Source organism: Gordonia sihwensis (genome assembly GCF_029632925.1).
Lineage (GTDB): Bacteria > Actinomycetota > Actinomycetes > Mycobacteriales > Mycobacteriaceae > Gordonia > Gordonia sihwensis.
Window position 1 is genome coordinate 591,289 of the sequence record NZ_CP121248.1, and the last position, 18,320, is coordinate 609,608.

Here is an 18,320-nt window from a genome sequence, read left to right on the forward strand (position 1 = left end):
TCGTTCGACCGAATAATGTGGGGACAATGATGACGAATCTGCGTGGACGGCTCGACGGGACGGACGATTTCGACATCACATCGACTGTCTCGTGGCACGCTCTGGCTGCTCACCAGCAGCATGTGTACTCGCTGCACCTGCGTGAACTCTTCGTGATGGATCCTGATCGCGGACGTGATCTGACGGTCGACGCCGCCGATCTGCACATCGACTTCTCCAAGAACCTGATCACCCGGGAGACCGTGGAACTGCTCGCGGCACTCGCCCGTGAGGCCGGTGTGGAAGAGCAGCGCGATGCCATGTTCGCCGGGGCGCATCTGAACACCTCGGAAGACCGTGCCGCGCTGCACATCGCGTTGCGGCTCCCGCGCGACGCCGAACTCGTGGTCGACGGCCAGGACGTGGTGGCCGACGTGCACGCGGTCCTCGATGCGATGGGCGAGTTCACCGACCGGGTGCGCAACGGCGAGTGGACCGGCTACACGGGCAAGCCGATCACCGACGTGGTCAACATCGGTATCGGGGGCAGCGACCTCGGTCCGGTCATGGCGTACGAGGCGCTTCGCCACTACCGTCATCCGGGGATCACCGGGCACTTCGTCTCCAACAGCGACCCGTCCGATCTGGTGTCGGTGCTCGAGGGACTCGACCCCCAGACCACGCTGTTCGTCGTCTCGTCGAAGACCTTCACCACCCTCGAGACCATCACCAACGCGACCGCGGCGAAACGGTGGCTGCTGCGCGAGCTCGGGGTCGACGGGGCCGACTCGGACGCGGTCGCCAAGCATTTCGTCGCCGTCAGCACCAACACCGACGAGGTCGCGAAGTTCGGTATCGACACCGCCAACATGTTCGGATTTTGGAACTGGGTGGGCGGCCGCTACTCGATCGACTCGGCGATCGGGCTGTCGTTGATGATCGCCATCGGCCGTGAGCTGTTCGGCGAATTCCTCGCCGGTTTCCACGCGATGGACGAGCACTTCCGGACCGCGCCGCTGGAGCGGAACGCGCCGGCGATCCTCGCGCTGGTGGGTCTGTGGTACTCCAACTTCTGGGATGCGCAGTCGCAGGCCGTGCTGCCGTACTCCGACGACATGGCTCGGTTTCCGGCATACCTGCAGCAGCTGACGATGGAGTCGAACGGGAAGTCGGTCACCGCCGCCGGACATCACGTCACCTCGCCGACCGGCTCGATCTACTGGGGTGAGCCGGGGACCAACGGGCAGCACGCCTTCTACCAGCTCCTGCATCAGGGGACCTGGCTGATCCCGGCCGATTTCATCGGGTTCGCGCAACCGCTCGACGACCTGCCCGCGGCCGACGGACGTTCGATGCACGACATCCTGATGAGCAACTTCTTCGCACAGACGCAGGTGCTCGCCTTCGGCAAGACCGCCGACGACATCGCCGCCGAGGGGGTGCCGCCGAAGCTGGTGCCGCACAAGGTGATGCCCGGAAACCGCCCGTCGACGTCGATTCTGGCGCCCAAGCTCACGCCCTCGGTCCTCGGACAACTGATCGCACTCTACGAGCACGAGACCTTCGTGAAGGCGATGATCTGGGGGATCAACCCCTTCGACCAGTGGGGTGTGGAACTCGGGAAGAAGCAGGCCGTCGATCTGCTCGGCGTGATCAGCGACGACGCCGCGCCTGCGCCGCTGCCGGACTCGTCGACCGACGCACTGGTGCGCTGGTACCGCACCGAACGCGGCCGGCCGTCCTGAGGCCGCCGCCGGGAGGCAGGGAGGTCGCTAACGCCCCAGCGGTCCACGGCCCAGTCTCAGGAGCAGCATCGCGAGGGTGTGTCCCTCGGACCCCAGCGCGGAGAAGCGGTCGAGGACCTTCATCTCGCGGCTGTGCACCAGGCGCGGTCCACCCGTAGCCATGCGGTGCGCGCCGATCTTCTTCGATACTGCACTGCGCCGCTGAATGGCGGCGAGGATGACGGCGTCCATGCGGTCGATCTCGACCCGGAGCTCCTCGATGTCGTCGGGCAGGGCGGTGACATCGTCGCTCAGCCCCAGCGCTTCCAGATCCAGCGCGAACCGTCCGCCGCCGTCGTTTCCGTGGGCCGCGCCGTCATTGGTCTGCTGATCATCCTGGTCACTCACGTCTTCCGATTTTGCCACGCAGGGTTCGCAGGCGTGGCGGCGCGTAGTGAACAATGCAGTGATGACCACCGCCGCGATGACCACCGCGAGAACGACCGCCGCGAGAAGAGTCGGAGCACTGGCACTGGCGCTGATAATGGTGCAGCTCGTCGTGCGCGCGGTGCTGGTGATCTGGGGAAACTTCTACTGGGACGACCTCATCCTCATGGGGCGGGCGTCCACGTACCCGATTCTGTCGTGGGATTTCCTGGGTTACAGCCACGACGGCCACTTCATGCCCGCCGCGTTCCTGGTCGCCGGGCTCACCACGGCACTGGCCCCCGTGCAGTGGTGGCTGCCCGCGCTGACGCTGCTGGTCCTGCAGGTGGTCGCCTCACTGGCGGTGTGGCGGATGATCCGCATCCTCGCGCCGCGGGCGGGGGGCTGGGCGCTGGCCGCCCTGTGCTTCTATCTGTTCGTTCCGATGACCGTCAGTGCCTACGTCTGGTGGGCGGCCGGTCTGAACACCCTGCCGATGCAGGCCGCGATGGCAGTCGTGGTCGGCAACGCGGTAGCGCTGGTCCGCGACCGCCCGGACCCGGTGCGCAGCCGGCGTCTGCTGATCGGCGCGGTGGCCGCCTTCGTGGTCGGTCTGCTGTTCTTCGAGAAGTCACTGTTCATCCTGCCCGTCGCCTTCGTCGCGGCGGTTCTCGCGCTCCGCAGTCGCTCATCGGCCCGCTGGGACGATGAGGCCGACTACCGATCGTCACCGCTGAGCCAGGCCTTTCTTCGGGCTCGTCCGCTGTGGCTGATCCTCGGCGGCGTGTTCGTGGTGTGGGCCGCGGTCTTTCTCGCGACGTCGACGGCCACGGCCGGCGTCCACTCCATCGGGCAGACGGCCCATCTGGTGTGGCGCAGCATCAACAACGCGATCGTGCCCTCGTTCACCGGCGGTCCGTGGGTGTGGGAGCGGTGGACGCCGTCGCCGCCGATGGGTTTCCCGAGCGTGTGGATGATCGTCCTCGGGTGGGTGGTGCTGGCGGCGGCGATCGCGATCACCGTGCGCCGCAGACGCGGCGTGGCGCTGATCTGGTTCTTCGCACTGCTGTACGCGGTGGCGGCCCAGATTCCTGTGATGTGGAACCGGTCGAGCGGCAACACCGCGCTCGAGCTGGCGCAGACCATGCGGTACCTGCCCGACACCGCGCTGGTGCTGGCGATCGCGTTGGCCCTGATCGCCGCGGCGCCGTCGATCGGTGCCCACACCGCGGGACCCTCACAGCCCGACCGGCGGATGGCGGTCGCGGCCGCGGTGGCGGGTGTGGCCTTCCTGGTCTCGGCGGTCACGGCCACGATGTCCTTCGGGCAGTCCTGGCGTGACGATCCGACCGGCGACTATCTGCGCACCGCGCGTGCGTCGCTGGCGTCGATGGACGGCAAGACGATGTTCGATCAGCCGGTGCCGCTCGAGGTGCTGCTGCCGGTCGCTTATCCGAACAACATGATCAGCCATGTCTTCGGCCGCCTGCGCGAGCGTCCCGGCTTCGGGAAGGTCACCGATGAGTTGAAGGTCCTCAATCCGGAGGGTCGCCTGGTCGCGGGAGCGGTGTCGCCGGTGCGAACCTTCGAGCCGAGCCGGGGCAGCTGCGCCAAGCCCGGCATCGACGACCTCACCAGGCTGCCGCTGAGCGGCCCGCTGATCGACTGGCAGTGGACCGTCGGTTTCAGCTACTGCGCCGACCGAGCCGGCACCGTGGAACTCCGTCTCGAAGGAGGCGACCCCGTCGAGGTCCCGGTGCGGTCGGGACTGCACGCGGCCTACGTCCAGCTCGACGGGCACGGCACCGAACTCCGGATCCGGCCGGTGACGCCGGGGCTGCGCCTGCACACCGGGGACGGCAGGGTGGGGGCGCCGGTGATGGCCGAGGCGGCGCCGTGACCGATGGTCGGGGGACAGGCGTGACGGCGAGGACTGTCGGGGGCCGAAGGTAGCCTGAAGAGGCCATGAACTCTTCACCTGCCGCCATCGACGAGACCCAGCTGAGCGACCGGGGACGCGAACTCCTCGACGGACTGAACCCCCAGCAGCGAGATGCGGTGCTGCACACCGGGTCGCCGCTGCTGATCGTCGCGGGAGCGGGATCGGGTAAGACGGCCGTGCTGACCCGGCGCATCGCCTTCCTGCTCGCCGAACGGAACGTGACGCCGGGACAGATCCTCGCGATCACGTTCACGAACAAGGCCGCAGCCGAGATGCGCGAGCGGGTGATCGACCTGGTCGGACCGCGCGCGGCCTACATGTGGGTCTCGACCTTCCACTCCACCTGCGTTCGGATTCTGCGGGCGCAGTCGAGCCTGCTCGGTGATCGCAATTCGAACTTCTCCATCTACGACGCCGACGACTCGCGCAGACTGCTCGGCATGGTGGTCCGCGACCTCGACCTGGATCCCAAGAAGTTCAGCCCGCGCGGTGTGGGCACGTTGATCTCCAACTTCAAGAACGAACTGAAGGATCCCGACGACGCCGCGGCGGAGGCGGCGGCCGACGGCCAGAGTGATCTGGCGGCGGGCACCGTCGCCCAGATCTACGCCGAGTACCAGCGTCGGCTGGCGGCGGCGAACGCCTTCGACTTCGACGATCTGATCGGCGAGACGGTGTCGTTGCTGCAGCGGCACCCCAATGTCGCCGAGTACTACCGGCGCCGCTTCCGGCACGTGCTGATCGACGAGTACCAGGACACCAACCACGCGCAGTACGTGCTGGTGCGGGAGCTCGTCGGCGAGCAGACGACCCCGAGCGGCCTGGAGCCGTCGGAGCTGTGCGTGGTCGGCGACGCCGACCAGTCGATCTACGCCTTCCGCGGCGCGACGATCCGCAACATCGAGGAGTTCGAGCGCGACTACCCGGACGCCGAGACGATTCTGCTCGAACAGAACTATCGCTCCACCCAGACCATCCTGTCGGCGGCCAACGCCGTCATCTCACGCAACGCGGGACGCCGTGAGAAGAAGCTGTGGACCGATTCGGGCGACGGCGACCTGATCGTCGGTTACGTCGCCGACTCCGACCGCGACGAGGCCGCGTTCATCGCGAAGGAGATAGAGGAACTCGTCGATTACTCGATCGGGGGTTCGGCGAGCCACACGTACGCCGACGTCGCGGTGTTCTATCGCACCAACACCGGGTCGCGGTCGCTGGAGGAGGTCTTCGTCCGCCACGGAATCCCCTACAAGGTGGTCGGCGGCACCAAGTTCTACGAGCGCAAGGAAGTGCGCGACGTGATCGCTTACCTGCGCGTGGTGGCGAACCCCGACGACTCGGTCAGCCTGCGCCGGATCCTCAACACACCGCGGCGCGGGATCGGCGATCGTGCCGAGGCGTGCGTCGCCGTCCATGCGGAGAATCTCGGCATCAGCTTCTACCAGGCGCTGGTGGAGGCGACCGAGAACCGCGTCCCATTGCTCAATACACGCGCGGTCAAGCAGATCACCCTGTTCGTCGACCTCATCGAAGGACTGCGCAGCGACTTCCTGATGGCCTTCGGCGCCGTCGGCGGCGAATCGGTCGACGACGCCGTCGCCGACGCGACCACGGAGGGCGGCGACATCGGCGAACTGGTCGACGCGATCGTCGATCGCAGTGGCTACCGTGCCGAGTTGGAGGCGTCCAACGACCCGCAGGACGCCGCACGGATGGACAACCTCAACGAACTGATCGCCGTCGCCCGAGATTTCAGCATGGAAGCCGCGCAGCGGGCCGATGAGCCGACCGACCCCGACACGGACGCGGCCGGCGAGATCGTTGGCGACGGTGAACCCGAGCCCGGCTCGCTCGCGGCGTTCCTGGAGAAGGTGGCCCTAGTGGCCGATGCCGACCAGGTGCCCGACGAGGGAGAGGGCGTCGTCACCCTGATGACGCTGCACACCGCCAAGGGGCTGGAATTCCCTGTCGTCTTCGTCACCGGCTGGGAGGACGGGCACTTCCCGCATATGAGGGCTCTCGGCGATCCGGCCGAACTCAGCGAGGAGCGACGGCTGGCGTATGTCGGGATCACTCGAGCCCGCCAGCGTCTCTATCTGACCCGTGCGATGTCGCGCGCATCGTGGGGACAGCCGGTGTCGAATCCGGAATCGCGGTTCCTGCAAGAGGTTCCGCAGCACTTGATCGACTGGCGGCGTACCGAGCCGAAGCGTGGCATGCGAGAGTTCGGCTCTCGCGGCGGCAGCTTCGGATTCGGTTCAGCCGGCGGAGGATCGTCCAACGGTTCCGAGTCGGGTTTCGGCTCGGGGCTGCGCGGACGGTCGTCGTACTCGTCCGACCCGACCCGTGGGCGGAACAAGAACGTCCACTACGAGATCGGCGACCGGATGAACCATCCGCAGTACGGGATGGGGAAGGCCGTGGCGAAGGAGGGGAGCGGTGTCACCGAGCGCATCACGTTCGACTTCGGCGGGAAAGTGGGCCGCGTGACGTTGATGACCGTCGGCGGACTGCCGGGGGAGAAGCTGTAGGGCGGGGGTGGTGGGCAGAGCAGACGTCTCGATACGCTCGCTCACTACGTTCGCGTGCTACTCGACAAGCCTGGGGGGCTGGTGCTGCTCGGCAAGCCTGGGGGGCTGGTGCTACTCGACCGGCCTGGGGGGCTGGTGCTGCTCGGCAAGGTCGGTGGGCCGGTGCGGCTCGGCGAACCGAACCCGTCGGTGTCTGACTAGCCGGTGAGTGCGGAGAGGCGGACGCCCTTCTTGGCGAGCCAGATGGCGGGATCGATCTTCACGTAGGCGCCGCTCGGGCCCTTGATCCACACCTCGAAGTGGCAGTGCGGTCCGGTGGAGAACCCCTCGGAGCCCACCAGCGCGATGGTGTCGCCGGCGGTGACCTGCTGGCCCTTGTGGACCAGCACACCGGAGGAGGCCATATGGCCGTAGACGGTGATGGTGCCGTCCGGCGCCTTGAGCCGCACCCAGTTGCCGAACCCGGAGGCCGGTCCGGCGTCGATCACCACGCCGTCGGTGGCGGCATGGATGGGCGTACCGAGCGGTGCGGCCATGTCGATGCCGCCGTGGAAGGTGCCCCAGCGGGGCGCGAAGGCCGACGTGAGGTTGTAGACGCCCATCGGGATCGGGGAGACCACTAGGGGCTTCTGCTTCGCGGCGATGGCGGCCGCCTGCTCCTTGGCGATCTTCACGCCCTGCGAGAGCTGATCGCCGAAATCGCTCATATCGGCCTGCGAGGCGGCCGGAACGGCTCCGGGGCCGGTGTCGCTCGCGGAGGTGTTCGCCACCGGGACGACGTTCGAGCCGTCGACCGGCGCGGGGTCGGCGGGGGCCTGGGCGAGTGGGCTCGCCTGGCCGTCGGATCCGGAGCCGGTGACGGCGATCGCGGTGGCGCCCGCGGCGATGGCGAATAGGGCGGTACGAGCACGCAGGGCCGACGAGGGGGCGCGGAGGCGGTGCTTCGGCTTGCCTGTCTCGGGCTGCGCGGCCACCGCAGTGGCGGTGGTGTCGGCAGCGGTGTCGTCGACCGCTGCGCCGTCGGTGAGAAGGATCTCGGTGGTGCTGACGGTGTCCTGGTTCAGTGCGGACCCGCCGAGGCCGATGCGCAGCGAGCGCGAAGGGAGCGGGAAGTCGTGAGTGCTGGGGGTGTCGAGAGGAGTGGGGTCGGCTTGGCCGGCTGTTGCGCCGTCACGGTCGAGAAGGCTCCGTGCTGCCAAGTCGTTCACCTCAAATCCTCAGCGCTGCCGCTCGAGGCAGCGGCTCGCATGTCGTGACCTAGTTGTTACCAACCCTGACGACGGTAACGAACGGTCGGCGCTAAGTCCACCGCCTCTCTCTATGACGTCCTCATTCTGGCTGCTCAGCGGCCACAATTGCGGTGCATAAGGGGTTACTGGTCAGTAGCGCGTGAGATGCGGCACAAGGTTGGGGTCGCGTTCGAATGCGACGGCGCCGGGGGTTTAGAGTCGCCTATGGCCCGCGTTACACCGGAGCGGGCGAAACATTACTTCAGATGGTGAGCTGAATGGATCTCTTCGAATACCAGGCGAAGGAACTGTTCGCCAAGCATGGGGTACCCACCACACCAGGTCGGGTGACTGACACTGCCGCCGATGCGCGGGCGATCGCCGAGGAAATCGGCAAGCCCGTGATGATCAAGGCGCAGGTCAAGGTCGGCGGCCGCGGTAAGGCCGGTGGCGTCAAGTACGCCGCAACCCCTGATGACGCACAGACGCACGCTGAAAACATCCTCGGGCTCGATATCAAGGGCCACGTTGTCAAGAAGCTCCTCGTTGCCGAGGCCAGTGACATCGCCGAGGAGTACTACATCTCCTTCCTGCTCGATCGCGCCAACCGCACCTACCTGGCCATGTGCTCGGTCGAGGGCGGCATGGAGATCGAAGAGGTCGCCGCAACCAAGCCGGACCGGCTGGCTCGCATCGCCGTCGACGCGGTCAAGGGCGTCGACCTGGCGTTCGCGCGCGAGATCGCCGAGAAGGGCCATCTGCCCGCCGAGGTCCTCGACGCGGCCGCCGTGACCATTCAGAAGCTGTGGGAGGTCTTCGTCGCCGAAGACGCCCTGCTCGTCGAGGTCAACCCGTTGGTGCGCACGCCGGACGATCAGATCCTGGCGCTCGACGGCAAGGTGACGCTGGACGGCAACGCCGAGTTCCGGCAGCCGGGCCACGCCGAGTTCGCGGACAAGGACGCCACCGATCCGCTCGAGCTCAAGGCCAAGGAGAACGACCTCAACTACGTCAAGCTCGACGGTCAGGTCGGCGTCATCGGCAACGGTGCGGGTCTGGTCATGTCGACCCTCGACGTGGTCGCCTACGCCGGTGAGAACCACGGCGGCGTGAAGCCGGCCAACTTCCTCGACATCGGCGGCGGTGCGTCCGCCGAGGTGATGGCGGCCGGTCTGGACGTCATTCTCGGCGACGAGCAGGTCAAGAGCGTCTTCGTGAACGTCTTCGGCGGCATCACCGCCTGTGACGCGGTCGCCAACGGCATCGTCGGCGCGCTCGCCAAGCTGGGCGACGCCGCCAGCAAGCCGCTGGTGGTCCGTCTCGACGGCAACAAGGTCGAGGAGGGTCGCAAGATCCTGGCCGAGGCCAACCACCCGCTGGTGACCCTGGCGGACACCATGGACTCGGGTGCCGACAAGGCCGCTGAGCTGGCGAACCAGTAGGAGACGAAGAAGACTCATGTCGATCTACCTGAACAAGAACAACAAGGTCATCGTCCAGGGCATCACCGGCGGCGAGGGCACCAAGCACACCGCGCTGATGCTGAAGGCCGGCACCAACGTCGTCGGCGGTGTCAATGCCCGCAAGGCAGGCACCACCGTCTCGCACGTGGACGCCGACGGTAACACCGTCGAACTGCCGGTGTTCGCATCGGTCGCCGAGGCCATGGAGAAGACCGGGGCCGACACCTCGATCGCCTTCGTGCCGCCCGCCTTCTCGAAGGACGCCATCATCGAGGCCATCGATGCCGAGATCCCGCTGCTCGTGGTCATCACCGAGGGCATCCCGGTCCAGGATTCGGCCTACGCCTGGGCGTACAACGTCGACAAGGGCGCCAAGACCCGCATCATCGGCCCGAACTGCCCCGGCATCATCACGCCGGGCGAGGCGCTGGTCGGCATCACCCCGAACAACATCACCGGCAAGGGCCCGATCGGCCTCGTGTCGAAGTCGGGCACCCTGACCTACCAGATGATGTACGAGCTGCGCGACCTCGGCTTCTCGACCGCCATCGGCATCGGTGGAGACCCGGTCATCGGCACCACCCACATCGACGCGATCGAGGCCTTCGAGAAGGATCCGGAGACCAAGCTCATCGTCATGATCGGCGAGATCGGCGGCGACGCCGAGGAGCGTGCGGCCGACTACATCAAGGCCAACGTCACCAAGCCGGTCGTCGGCTACGTCGCGGGCTTCACCGCGCCGGAGGGCAAGACCATGGGCCACGCCGGCGCCATCGTCTCCGGCAGTTCCGGCACCGCGCAGGCCAAGAAGGAGGCCCTCGAGGCCGCCGGCGTCAAGGTCGGCAAGACCCCGAGCGAGACCGCCGCACTGGCGCGCGAGCTCTTCGACGCACTCTGATCGGACTCCGGTCCGGACGGATCTGAGAGTCGGACGACGAAACGTCCCGGTACGGCTGCATTGCCGCACCGGGACGTTTCGCATTCAGCCATAATCGTCGAGTGATAACCGATCTGGTCTCGGGTGCCGTGAACCGCGTGCTCGATGTTCCGCGTGCAGTGATCCGCGGCGTGCTGTCCGAGGCGATCGCATTCCTCACCGAAGAGATCGACCTGACCGAGGTGCTGCTCGCAGCCGTCGACCTCGACCGGGTGCTCGGCGAAGTGAATCTGCAGGCCGTCGTGGAACGACTGGACCTCAACGCGGTGATCGACACCATCGATCTGCAGAAGGTGCTCGACGGCATCGACCTGACGCCGATCCTCGACCGGCTCGATCTCAACCCGGTTCTGGCCAGACTCGACATCGACGCGGTGGTCGACGGAGTCGACCTCGACAAGGCGGTCCGGCGCATCGATCTCGACGCCGTCCTCGCGGGCGTCGATCTGGTCGTGGTCGGCAACCGGGTGATCAACGGCGTGGATCTCTCGTCGATCGTGCGCGACGCCAGTTCCACCGTGACGACCGAGATGATCTCCGACGTCCGGACCAGCAGCGAACGCGCCGACGACGCCGTGGAGGGCTTCGTGAACCGGGTCTTCCGCCGGAAGTCCGACGATGACTGAGCCGCGCGACGCGCGGCCGCGGACCGCGGGGATCGTGACCAGGCTGATCGCCGCCGTCATCGACGTGGTGCTGGTGGTCGCGCTTCTCGGTCTCGGTTATCTGGGGACGGCCTTCGTCCTGTTCACGATGGATATCACCAACTTCGCCTTCCCGCAGGTCGGGTGGTGGTTCACCACCAGCGGATTCCTCGGCATCGCGTTCGTCTATCTGGTCGCCGGGTGGTCGGTGACCGGCCGGACGGTGGGGAACGTGCTGATGGGACTGCGTGTGGTGCGCGTCAGCGGACGGCCGATGCACTTTGCGCAGATCCTGCTCCGGGCGTTGACCTGCGTGGTGTTCCCGGTCGGACTGTTCTGGGTTGTGCTGTCTCCGCGGCGGATGTCGTTGCAGGACGCGGTGCTGCGGACCAAGGTGATCTACACCGACGGATGAGAGAGGGGCGGACCGCCGCCGTCGACCGGGCCCGCAGTGTCGGATCCGGGTGGTTAGATACGGACATGACCAACCCGCCGCATCCGAATCAGCCGGACCCGAAGCCGGACCCGAAGCCGGACTCGCAGCAGGCCCTCGGCCAAGAGACGAATTCCTGGACTTCCGCCAACCCGATGCCCGGATACGGTCCGGGACCGAGTGCGCAGCCGGGACCGCCGCCGATGATGTACGGCGCGCCCGGTTACCCGCCGCCTCCCGTCAGGCCCCCGCTCCTCTCGCGCACTCCGACGCCGGTCCTGATGGCTGTCGGGTCCACGGCGGCCGGACTGGTCACGTTCTTCATGGGATTCCTCGGCTGGGTGACGGTCTCCGACGAGATCGACCACAAGGCCGAGGTCTGGGCCACTGGCATGAACGGAACCTTCGATGTGCCCGCTTACCTCAGCCCGTCGCTGATTCTCAGTCCCGGCTGGTTCTTTCTGCTGCTGGGGACAGTCGGTGTCGCGGCAGCGGGGCTGGCCGCACCGAGGTGGCGGCGCTACCTGCCGTTGCTGGCCTTCCTCGCGATCTTCGGCTGGCTGGGTCTGCTCGTCTGCGCACTGGGTCTTCCGCCGTTCCTGAGTCTCGGGGCCGGTGCCTATGTGGCGCTGACGGTCGGTTTCATCCAAGCGGCGTTGTTGGCGATCGCCGCGGTGATCGACGGTCGTGCTCCCGCCGACCAGGGGCCGCCGCCCCGATTCTGAGCTCGGTCGGACGCGAGCGGTGATCGTTCGGCCGAATCGTGCTGCGCCCTGGACGAGGCTCGTCGCTCGTCGTAGCGTCGAGGACAGAGCGTTCGCCGGAGGCAGTCCACAGGGGATTGGAGGCTCGCCATGATCCGCAGAATCACGCTCCTCGCCGCCGTGGCGGCGGTCGGACTCACCGTCGCCTTCGCCGGGGCACCGGCCGCGTCGGCCGCACCGACCCACGCGCCCCCTCCGCGGATGTACTGCACGGGTACGGTCTGCTTCTGATCTGCGCGGCCATCGACGCGATCTCGCCGGTCCCGCAGCGCTGGTGCTACCCGTTGTGGACGCCGAACATGAGTTGACTGCCCGAACGCCCGGCGTCAGGCATCATCGGGCATATGGGTACTGAGCGGCCGGGTAATGGGCGGCCGGGTAATGAGCGGCCAGACGCCGCGGCGATGATCGACGCCGTGCTCGACGACGGGACGTGGTGCAGCTGGGATCGGTCCACCGAGCCGGAGTCGGTCTGTACCGGCTCGGGGCGCGTCGGCGGTCGTCCCATCGCCCTGGTGGTCAGCGAATTCGGCGTATCGGGCGGGTCGATCGGCGCGACGGCCGGTGCGCGGATCGTCGAGGCGGTGCGCCGCGCCACGGCGGAGCGGCTGCCTCTCCTGGCGCTCCCGGCGTCCGGCGGAACGCGCATGCAGGAGGGCACGCCCGCGTTCCTTCAGATGGCCGCCATCACCGCTGCCGTAGCCGAGCACCGCGACGCCGGGCTGCTCTACCTGGTGTATCTGCGACATCCGACCACGGGCGGGGTCTTCGCCTCCTGGGGGTCGCTCGGCGACGTCACCTGGGCTCAACCCGGAGCGCTGACCGGATTCCTCGGACCCAAGGTGTACGCGGGCATCCACGGCCGCCAGTTCCCGGCGGGCGTGCAGACCGCCGAGAACCTGCACCGCCTGGGATTCGTCGACGACGTCGTCGACCACCGCCGCCTCGGCGCTCGGGTCGCGAGCGTCCTCGCGGCGCTCGATCCCGCTGCGGCGGCCGTCCGGCACGAGGCGGCGGGACCGCTCGCCGCGAAGGTCGACGACGCGTGGTCGGCGGTGGCCGCCACACGTGACCGGATGCGCCCCGGGCTGACCGAACTCGAGACTCACCTCGGGGCGGTGCGGCTGGCGGGCGACGGGCCGATCCGTATCGCGCTCGCGAGGTTCGGCGGCCGTCCAGTGGTGCTGGCGGGGCAGGATCGCCGAATCCAATCGGAGGGCCGGTCGATCTCGGCCGACGCCCTTCGCGTCGCTCGCCGGGGTATCGCGCTCGCCGTCCGGTGGGGACTGCCGCTGGTGACCGTCGTCGACACCAGCGGCGGCGAACTGTCGCGGGCGGCCGAGGAATCGGGCCTGGCTCGGCAGATCGCCGCGTGCACGATGGAGCTGCTGTCGGCCGCGACTCCCACGGCGTCGGTTCTGCTCGGGCAGGGCACGGGCGGCGCGGCGCTCGCGATGTTCCCGGCCGATCGGGTGATCGGTGCCGCTGACGGCTGGCTCGCACCGCTTCCGCCCGAGGGGGCGAGCGTCATCATGCACGGAGACGTCGGCCATGCGGCTGAGATGGCCCGGGCTCAGCACGTCTGGGTGCGCGAGCTGCGCCGGCTGGGAATCGTCGACGAGGTCGTGACGACACTCGACGAGACGGTGGCGGCCATCGACCGCTGGATCGCCACCGACCCCGTCGCCGATCGCTCGGGGCGGGTGCGGGTCGGGCGGTAGAGTCGGCAGCGTCATGTCTTCGCAACCCGTCCCGACGCCGCGACCGGCCACTCGCCGTGAACAGGCGAAGGCGGCGCGGCGCGTGGAGATCCTGTCGGCGGCGGCCAGGCAGATGGCCCAGCGCGGCTACAACGGAGTGCGGCTGGAGGACATCGGCGCCGAGGTCGGGATCAGCGGCCCGGCCATGTACCGGCACTTCCAGTCCAAATCCGAGTTGCTCGACACGATTCTGATCGACATCAGCGAGCGGCTGCACGACGGCGGCGTGGCCGCGGCGGCCGAGGGCGGAACACCGGTCGAGGTGCTCGAACGACTCATCGAGTTCCACATCGACGTGCTGGTGACCCGGCCGGACCTGATCAGTGTGCAGGACCGCGATCTGTGGTCGCTGTCGCCGCAGGCGCGGCACCGCGTGCGTTCGTTGCAGCGCCGTTACGTCGAGGTGTGGGTGCGAGTGCTGATGGACCACGCCATCGACCGCGGCGTCGAACTCGAAGCGGTAGAGGCGCGGGTGCGCATCCACGCCATGTTCGGTCTGCTCAACTCCTCACCGCGGCTTCCGGAGTTTCCCCGGGACCGGCTGCGCGGATTGCTGACCGGAATGGCGATGGGCGCGTTGCAGGGCTGACGGCACGCCGGCCAGGCTCCCACGAGACCGTTTCGGGTCCGTGCGAGGGCGCCTCAGCTGCACAATTCACTCATTCCGCTGTGAGACCCGGCCAGGGACTGGCGAATGTGGGCGCCGTCACCTATCCTGTATTTCAGTTAATCGAAGCTAACTGAAAGGGCGGCATGACGGCGACATCCTCTTCAGACGCGCATCACGCCAACGTGGCCGTGTTGCGGACCCGGCTGCTCGCCGCGGCGCAGGGCGGCGGCGAGAAGGCGCGAGAGCGACATCTCTCGCGCGGCAAGCTCCTCCCACGTGACCGGATCGACGCCCTGATCGATCCGGGTTCGCCGTTCCTGGAGGTGGCTCCGCTCGCGGCCTACGACATGTACGACGGCAAGGCTCCGGCGGCCGGCGTGGTGGCCGGCATCGGCCGGATCCACGGCCGCGAATGCATGATCGTCGCCAACGACGCCACGGTGTCGGGCGGCACGTACTACCCGGTGACCGTCAAGAAGCATTTGCGCGCGCAGGAGATCGCGTCGCAGAACCGGCTGCCGTGCATCTACCTGGTCGACTCCGGCGGTGCGATGCTCCTCAACCAGGACGACGTCTTCCCGGATCGGGAGCACTTCGGCCGCATCTTCTACAACCAGGCCACCATGAGCGCGGCCGGGATTCCGCAGATCTCGGCAGTCCTCGGTTCCTCGACTGCGGGCGGCGCCTACGTCCCGGCGATGAGCGACGAGAACGTCATCGTGCGGAACCAGGGCACCATCTTCCTGGCGGGCCCGCCGCTGGTGAAGGCGGCGACGGGCGAGGACGTGACCGCGGAGGAACTCGGCGGCGGAAGCATGCACTCCACCGTCTCCGGCGTCACCGATCACCTCGTCGACAACGACGAGCAGGCACTGGCCAAGGTGCGCGAGATCATCGCCACCCTCGGCCCGCGCGAGCCCGCGCAGTGGGAGACGGTGCCCACCCGCGCGCCGCAGCGCCCGCAGACCGACATCTACGACGTGGTGCCGACCGATTCGCGGATCCCGTATGACGTGCGCGAGGTCATCGAGATCCTGTCCGACGGCGGCGAGTACACCGAGTTCAAAGCCGGCTACGGCACCTCGCTGGTGACGGCGTTCGCGAAGATCCACGGTCACCCGGTCGGGTTCGTGGCCAACAACGGCGTGCTGTTCAGCGAGTCGGCGCTCAAGGGAGCGCACTTCATCGAACTGTGCGACCAGCGCCGCATCCCGCTGATCTTCCTCCAGAACATCACCGGTTTCATGGTGGGTCGCCAGTACGAGGAGGGCGGCATCGCCAAGAACGGCGCCAAGATGGTCAACGCCGTGGCCTGCGCACGCGTGCCCAAGCTGACCGTGATGATCGGCGGCTCGTTCGGCGCGGGCAACTACTCCATGTGCGGCCGCGCATACTCGCCGCGCTTCCTGTGGATGTGGCCCAACGCCCGGATCTCCGTCATGGGCGGACCGCAGGCCGCCGACACCCTGGCCACGGTCCGGCGGGGCGGTATCGAACGTTCCGGCGGCACTTGGTCGGCGGAGGAGGAAGAGGCCTTCAAGGCGCCGATCCGCGATCAGTTCGAGCGTCAATCCGACGCGTACTACTCCACGGCGAGACTGTGGGACGACGGGATCATCGATCCCGCCGATACCCGAACCGTGCTGGGGCTGGCCCTGGAGGCCTGCCGGTACGCGCCGCTCGACGATCCCGCCTACGGCGTCTTCCGGATGTGAGGGACATGCACGTGAACACCACTACTGACACTCGCAGCATTCGCAAGGTCCTCGTCGCCAACCGCGGCGAGATCGCCTGCCGTGTGATCGCCACGCTCCACGACATGGGCATCAAATCGGTGGCCGTGTACTCGGACGCGGATGCGGACGCCCCGCACGTCAAGGCCGCGGACGAGGCCGTCCGGCTCGGCCCGGCACCGGCGACGCAGAGCTATCTGCGGATCGACGCCGTCATCGAGGCGGCCCGGCTCACCGGTGCCGACGCCGTGCACCCCGGCTACGGCTTCCTGTCGGAGAACCAGCAGTTCGCCGAGGCACTGGCCGAAGCGGGCATCATCTTCATCGGACCGCCCGCATCGGCGATCGCCACGATGGGCGACAAGATCACCGCGCGCGACGCGGTCACCAAACGCAGCGTGCCCGTTGTCCCGGGCATCTCCCGTCCGGGCCTGACGGATCAGGAACTGATCGACGCCGCGGGCGGCGTCGGCTTCCCCGTACTCATCAAGCCGAGTGCGGGCGGCGGCGGCAAAGGCATGCACCGAGTGGAGGACCCGTCCGGACTTCCCGAGGCGCTGGCCACCGCGCGTCGCGAAGCGGCGTCGGCGTTCGGCGACGACACCCTGTTCCTCGAACACTTCGTGCTCACGCCGCGGCACATCGAAGTGCAGATCCTGGCCGACGAGCACGGCAACGTGATCCATCTCGGTGAGCGCGAGTGCTCCCTGCAGCGCCGCCACCAGAAGGTCATCGAGGAGGCGCCGTCGGCGCTGCTCGACGAGGCCACCCGGCAGCGGATCGGCGAGGCGGCCTGCGATGCGGCCCGCAGCGTCGGCTACACCGGGGCGGGAACCGTCGAGTTCATCGTCTCGGCCACCGCGCCCGAGGACTTCTTCTTCATGGAGATGAACACCCGGCTGCAGGTGGAGCATCCGGTGACCGAGATGGTGACCGGTGTCGACCTGGTGGAGCAGCAGGTGCGGATCGCCCGCGGCGAGAAGCTGGCCTTGACGCAGGACGACATCGTGATGACCGGTCACGCGGTGGAGGCACGCGTCTACGCCGAGGATCCGGCGCAGGGATTCCTGCCGACCGGTGGCGAGGTGACGCGGCTGTCGTGGCCGCGTGCGGCCTCGATGGAGCCGGCTCGGCTCGCCACCGGGGCTCAGCGGCCCGGTGTCCGCGTCGACAGCGGCATCGAGGAGGGGTCGGTGATCGGCAGTGATTACGACCCGATGCTGGCCAAGGTGATCGCTTACGGCACCGATCGCGCCGAGGCGCTCGACCGTCTCGACGAGGCCTTGTCGGAGACCCGGCTGCTCGGCGTCGTGACCAACATCGGCTTCTGCCGTTACGCGCTCGCGCAGCGCGATGTGCGCGACGGTGTGCTCGACACCGAACTGCTCGACCGGATCGCCGCCGACTACGCCGCCCCGATGCCCGATCCGCACGCGCTGGTCGCGGGTGCGCTCGGCGCTCTGGACCTCGGCGACCCGGACGATCTCTGGTCGTCCGCGATCGGCTTCCGCATCGGCGCACCGTCACCGGTCCTCGCGCGGCTGGCCGAGTCCGGGCACGTCTACACGGTGTCGGCGCAGATCGATCAGAACCGCACGCCGCGGCCGGGGACCCTCGACGCACACGTGACGATCTCCTTCGAGGATCTCGACCGCGAACCGTGGCAGGCCCCGGTGCGGCTGCGCCAGGTGCCCGGCGACGCCTTCGACCTGATCGTCGACGGACGTTCGCACCGCTGGGAGGTGGCGGTCGACGCCCGCGGCGGTCGCCGCTGGGTGTCGGGCCGGCCGGGAACCTGGATTCTGCACACGGTCCGCGCGCTGTCGGAGCACGATGAAGGCGATGCCGCGGGCCACATCGTCAGTCCGATGCCGGGCACCGTGGTCGCGGTGCCCGGGGTCGACGGCGAGCAGGTCGCGGCCGGCGACCCGCTGGTGGTGGTCGAGGCGATGAAGATGGAGCACACCCTTCGCGCTCCGATCGACGGAACCGCGTCCATCAAGGTCCGGGTCGGGGACAAGGTGGACGCGCAGCAACTGCTCGCGCACGTCCAGGTCGACGACTGAGCCGCTTCGACGCGAACCACGTCAACGACACACGGCTCCACAGCTAGAGACTTTCAACCCCAGACAGCGATCCCCAGAC

Annotated in this window: 15 protein-coding genes; 13 read left to right on the plus strand and 2 right to left on the minus strand. The window is 68.1% G+C overall.

The window, feature by feature from the left end:
* Positions 1 to 29: 29 nt before the first annotated feature.
* Positions 30 to 1,724: a glucose-6-phosphate isomerase gene (pgi, locus tag P5P27_RS02985; RefSeq protein ID WP_006894648.1), complete on the plus strand. Its 1,695-nt coding sequence runs from the start codon at positions 30 to 32 to the stop codon at positions 1,722 to 1,724.
* 27 nt (positions 1,725 to 1,751) lie between these two features.
* On the opposite strand, the gene P5P27_RS02990 is transcribed toward pgi, so the two are convergent.
* Complete coding sequence (locus tag P5P27_RS02990; protein ID WP_231650238.1) at positions 1,752 to 2,039, minus strand: chorismate mutase; 288 nt, start codon at positions 2,037 to 2,039, stop codon at positions 1,752 to 1,754.
* Positions 2,040 to 2,172: 133 nt separating this feature from the next.
* Here P5P27_RS02990 and P5P27_RS02995 point away from each other — a divergent pair, with 133 nt between their 5' ends.
* Positions 2,173 to 4,029, plus strand: coding sequence for a TgpA N-terminal domain-containing protein (locus tag P5P27_RS02995; protein WP_278126319.1), 1,857 nt, complete (start codon positions 2,173 to 2,175; stop codon positions 4,027 to 4,029).
* Between the two features lie 65 nt (positions 4,030 to 4,094).
* Positions 4,095 to 6,602, plus strand: a complete 2,508-nt coding sequence (locus P5P27_RS03000; RefSeq protein ID WP_062367658.1) for a UvrD-helicase domain-containing protein — start codon at positions 4,095 to 4,097, stop codon at positions 6,600 to 6,602.
* Positions 6,603 to 6,799: 197 nt separating this feature from the next.
* Here P5P27_RS03000 and P5P27_RS03005 read toward each other — a convergent pair whose 3' ends face one another.
* A complete protein-coding gene (locus P5P27_RS03005) occupies positions 6,800 to 7,810 on the minus strand; it encodes a M23 family metallopeptidase (protein ID WP_006894652.1) in 1,011 nt (336 codons plus the stop codon).
* A 299-nt stretch (positions 7,811 to 8,109) separates the two neighbouring features.
* Here P5P27_RS03005 and sucC point away from each other — a divergent pair, with 299 nt between their 5' ends.
* The 10 genes from sucC to P5P27_RS03055 all read left to right on the plus strand — a co-directional run bounded on the left by sucC (position 8,110) and on the right by P5P27_RS03055 (position 18,241).
* Entirely contained in the window at positions 8,110 to 9,273 is a 1,164-nt protein-coding gene (sucC, locus tag P5P27_RS03010) for an ADP-forming succinate--CoA ligase subunit beta (protein ID WP_006894653.1), read from the plus strand.
* A gap of 16 nt (positions 9,274 to 9,289) precedes the next feature.
* On the plus strand, positions 9,290 to 10,192 hold the full coding sequence (gene sucD, locus P5P27_RS03015; RefSeq protein WP_006894654.1) for a succinate--CoA ligase subunit alpha: 903 nt from the start codon (positions 9,290 to 9,292) through the stop codon (positions 10,190 to 10,192).
* 101 nt (positions 10,193 to 10,293) lie between these two features.
* Complete coding sequence (locus P5P27_RS03020) at positions 10,294 to 10,857, plus strand: hypothetical protein (protein ID WP_006894655.1); 564 nt, start codon at positions 10,294 to 10,296, stop codon at positions 10,855 to 10,857.
* Positions 10,850 to 11,290: an RDD family protein gene (locus P5P27_RS03025; RefSeq protein WP_006894656.1), complete on the plus strand. Its 441-nt coding sequence runs from the start codon at positions 10,850 to 10,852 to the stop codon at positions 11,288 to 11,290. Before P5P27_RS03020 ends, P5P27_RS03025 begins: the two co-directional genes overlap by 8 nt.
* 65 nt (positions 11,291 to 11,355) lie before the next feature.
* Positions 11,356 to 12,033 (plus strand): DUF5336 domain-containing protein, encoded by a 678-nt coding sequence (locus P5P27_RS03030; RefSeq protein WP_039866715.1) that lies wholly within the window; start codon positions 11,356 to 11,358, stop codon positions 12,031 to 12,033.
* Positions 12,034 to 12,162: 129 nt separating this feature from the next.
* Positions 12,163 to 12,303 carry a hypothetical protein gene (locus P5P27_RS03035; RefSeq protein WP_157225298.1) on the plus strand — a complete coding sequence of 47 codons (141 nt, stop codon included), beginning with the start codon at positions 12,163 to 12,165 and terminating at the stop codon, positions 12,301 to 12,303.
* A gap of 113 nt (positions 12,304 to 12,416) precedes the next feature.
* A complete protein-coding gene (locus P5P27_RS03040; protein ID WP_411815779.1) occupies positions 12,417 to 13,793 on the plus strand; it encodes a carboxyl transferase domain-containing protein in 1,377 nt (458 codons plus the stop codon).
* 13 nt (positions 13,794 to 13,806) lie between these two features.
* Positions 13,807 to 14,421, plus strand: coding sequence for a TetR/AcrR family transcriptional regulator (locus P5P27_RS03045; RefSeq protein WP_006894659.1), 615 nt, complete (start codon positions 13,807 to 13,809; stop codon positions 14,419 to 14,421).
* Between the two features lie 164 nt (positions 14,422 to 14,585).
* A complete protein-coding gene (locus P5P27_RS03050) occupies positions 14,586 to 16,157 on the plus strand; it encodes a carboxyl transferase domain-containing protein (RefSeq protein ID WP_006894660.1) in 1,572 nt (523 codons plus the stop codon).
* Positions 16,158 to 16,162: 5 nt separating this feature from the next.
* Positions 16,163 to 18,241 (plus strand): acetyl/propionyl/methylcrotonyl-CoA carboxylase subunit alpha, encoded by a 2,079-nt coding sequence (locus P5P27_RS03055; RefSeq protein WP_006894661.1) that lies wholly within the window; start codon positions 16,163 to 16,165, stop codon positions 18,239 to 18,241.
* The last annotated feature ends 79 nt before the right edge of the window (positions 18,242 to 18,320 follow it).

What these genes read in the sequence shown, in the direction of transcription:
- P5P27_RS03055 (WP_006894661.1), top strand. Translation starts at nt 16,163, where the DNA reads ATGCACGTGAACACCACTACTGACACTCGCAGCATTCGCAAGGTCCTC.
- P5P27_RS03045 (WP_006894659.1), top strand. Translation starts at nt 13,807, where the DNA reads ATGTCTTCGCAACCCGTCCCGACGCCGCGACCGGCCACTCGCCGTGAA.
- sucC (WP_006894653.1), top strand. Translation starts at nt 8,110, where the DNA reads ATGGATCTCTTCGAATACCAGGCGAAGGAACTGTTCGCCAAGCATGGG.
- sucD (WP_006894654.1), top strand. Translation starts at nt 9,290, where the DNA reads ATGTCGATCTACCTGAACAAGAACAACAAGGTCATCGTCCAGGGCATC.
- P5P27_RS03040 (WP_411815779.1), top strand. Translation starts at nt 12,417, where the DNA reads ATGGGTACTGAGCGGCCGGGTAATGGGCGGCCGGGTAATGAGCGGCCA.
- P5P27_RS03050 (WP_006894660.1), top strand. Translation starts at nt 14,586, where the DNA reads ATGACGGCGACATCCTCTTCAGACGCGCATCACGCCAACGTGGCCGTG.
- P5P27_RS03000 (WP_062367658.1), top strand. Translation starts at nt 4,095, where the DNA reads ATGAACTCTTCACCTGCCGCCATCGACGAGACCCAGCTGAGCGACCGG.
- P5P27_RS03035 (WP_157225298.1), top strand. Translation starts at nt 12,163, where the DNA reads ATGATCCGCAGAATCACGCTCCTCGCCGCCGTGGCGGCGGTCGGACTC.
- P5P27_RS03030 (WP_039866715.1), top strand. Translation starts at nt 11,356, where the DNA reads ATGACCAACCCGCCGCATCCGAATCAGCCGGACCCGAAGCCGGACCCG.
- pgi (WP_006894648.1), top strand. Translation starts at nt 30, where the DNA reads ATGACGAATCTGCGTGGACGGCTCGACGGGACGGACGATTTCGACATC.
- P5P27_RS02995 (WP_278126319.1), top strand. Translation starts at nt 2,173, where the DNA reads ATGACCACCGCCGCGATGACCACCGCGAGAACGACCGCCGCGAGAAGA.
- P5P27_RS03025 (WP_006894656.1), top strand. Translation starts at nt 10,850, where the DNA reads ATGACTGAGCCGCGCGACGCGCGGCCGCGGACCGCGGGGATCGTGACC.